This window comes from Pseudomonas sp. 05T35, assembly GCF_056396605.1.
The window spans coordinates 1-2,559 of sequence record NZ_JBFTLU010000659.1; the positions used below are offsets into that span (position 1 = coordinate 1).

Below are 2,559 nucleotides of genomic sequence, written 5' to 3' on the forward strand. Positions count from 1 at the left end.
ACCTGGACATGCGCCTGCGCCGGGCTTTCGAGCGCAGTCTCAATACCCGTCGCGAACGACTGATTCGTCTCGAAACCCGCCTCGCCGGGCAACATCCGGGACGGCAACTGGCGCTGCTGCGCCAGCGCCTCGACAGCCTCGCCGAGCGCCTGCCGCGCTCGATGCGCGAAGGTCTGAAGGCCCGTCGCCTGCAACTGCAAACCCAGATGCAAACCCTGCACGTAGTCAGCCCGTTGGCGACACTGGGGCGTGGTTACAGCATTTTGCTCGATGAACGCGGTAACGCGATCCGCAGCGCTGCGCAGACCCAAAACGGCCAACGCCTGAAAGCCATACTCGGCGAAGGCCAATTGCAGGTCCGGGTTGAAGACAATCACCTGACGCCCGTCACCCTTTCTTTACTGGATTGATCCATGCCGCGTTTTCTTGCACCGCTGTTGTTGCTTTGCCTGACCTTCAACGCCCACGCCGACAGCTACATCACGCGCCTGCTGAACAAACCGGTGCCCGGCGGTGTGGCGGTAGTCGACCTGGGCACTTCGGCTCAGGCGCCCAAGGCCAGCTACCAAGGCAAACCGGTGCTGGTGATCAAGGAACAGAACAACTGGCTGGCGATTGTCGGCGTGCCGCTGACCGTCAAACCCGGCAACCAGCAGCTCAGTAGCGGTGGCCGTAACCTGAGTTTCATGGTCGGCAACAAGAAATACCCGGAACAGCACATCACCCTGAAGAACCAGCGTCAGGTCAATCCGAACCCGGACGACCTGAAACGCATCGACGCCGAGCTGGACGAACAGGTTCGCGCTTATCGCAGTTTCAGCCCGGTGACGCCGAGCAACCTGCTGCTGGACAAACCGGTCAATGGTCCGCTGTCGAGCAAGTTCGGCGTGCGCCGGTTCTTCAACGGCGAAGAGCGCAATCCCCACGCGGGCCTGGACTTCGCGGTGCCGGCGGGTACGCCGATCAAGACCCCGGCGGCCGGCAAGGTGATCCTGATCGGCAACTACTTCTTTAACGGCAACACGGTATTCGTCGACCACGGCCAGGGCTTCATCAGCATGTTCTGCCACATGTCGAAAATCGATGTGAAAGTCGGCCAGCAACTGACGCGCGGCAGCGTGGTCGGCAAAGTCGGCTCCACCGGTCGTGCGACCGGGCCGCACATGCACTGGAACGTCAGCCTGAACGATGCGCGCGTAGACCCGGCGATTTTCATCGGCGCGTTCCAGCCCTGAATGCTGGACAAGGCCACTGGCCTCATCGCGAGCAGGCTCGCTCCCACAGGGTATCGGTGTGACCACAGATTTGGTGCACACCCCTAATCCACTGTGGGAGCGAGCCTGCTCGCGATGACAATTTCACAGGTACCGAAGAACTTCCCGCTGCCTGAATCTTCAATTGCGCTTAGCCCAACCCTCACGCAAACATCACAACAATTGCAGCCACACACAGCAATAAAATCTCGATAAAAAAGACTTTTCGGGTATTTATCTCAAAGTTTTTCGACTGCTTGCCATCTTCCACCCCCGCGGTTAGGGTTGAAGACATGAAAACTTCTCACACCCTCATTCAGCTCCGCCAGCACCGCAGCCTGTGCCTCGTCAGCGCACGACTGCCGGGCTGAATCGCGGTGCCTCGTCCCACGTTTTATCCAACGTTTTTTTGATCCACCGGCAGGCCGCCTTTTTTCGGCCCACACAATAAGGATTTTCCGATGAGCATGCTCCGCGATGGTAACCAGTCGCTGATCGAGCCAATGGACGCGGTGAAAAAGCTGCGCTTCTGGAAAACCCTGGTCGCCGTCGGCGTGAAAGAAATCGAAGCCTCCTTCCCGGCCGCTTCGCAAACCGACTTCGACTTCGTGCGGACCCTGATCGAAGACGGCCACATCCCGGACGACACCACCATCCAGGTACTGACCCAGGGCCGTGAAGACCTGATCGAGCGGACTTTCGAATCCCTTCGTGGCGCGAAAAAAGCCATCGTTCACCTCTATAACGCGACCTGCCCTTCCTTCCGCCGGATTGTCTTCAATCAGGACAAGGACGGGATCAAGGCCATCGCCGTGAACGCCGCCAAGCTGTTCGTCAAATACGCCGCCCAGCAGCCGGAAACCGAGTGGACCTTCGAATACTCGCCAGAGACTTTCAGCGCCACTGAACTGGAATTCGCCAAGGAAGTCTGCGACGCGGTGATCGAGGTCTGGAACCCGACGCCTGAGCACAAGGTCATCCTCAACCTGCCGGCCACCGTCGAATGCGCTACACCGAACATCTACGCCGACCAGATCGAATGGTTCGGCCGTCACATCAACCGTCGTGACAGCGTGATCATCAGCCTGCACACCCACAACGACCGTGGCACTGGCGTTGCGGCCACCGAGCTGGGCCTGATGGCGGGCGCCGACCGTGTTGAAGGCTGCCTGTTCGGCAACGGCGAGCGCACCGGTAACGTCGACCTGGTCACCGTGGCCTTGAACCTCTACACCCAGGGCGTTGACCCTGAGCTGGATTTCTCCGACATCGACGGCGTGCGCAAAGTCGTTGAAGAGTGCAACCA

At 59.7% G+C, this 2,559-nt stretch carries 2 protein-coding genes and 1 pseudogene; all 3 read left to right on the forward strand.

Annotation, left to right across the window (positions count from 1 at the left end; translation table 11 throughout):
• Positions 1-410: exodeoxyribonuclease VII large subunit (locus AC1DH9_RS28520; protein WP_477809271.1), on the forward strand; the 410-nt coding region annotated here is incomplete at its 5' end.
• Positions 411-413: 3 nt separating this feature from the next.
• A complete protein-coding gene (locus AC1DH9_RS28525; RefSeq protein ID WP_427544399.1) occupies positions 414-1,235 on the forward strand; it encodes a peptidoglycan DD-metalloendopeptidase family protein in 822 nt (273 codons plus the stop codon).
• Between the two features lie 482 nt (positions 1,236-1,717).
• A pseudogene (locus tag AC1DH9_RS28530) lies at positions 1,718-2,559 on the forward strand (2-isopropylmalate synthase); the annotation flags it as partial.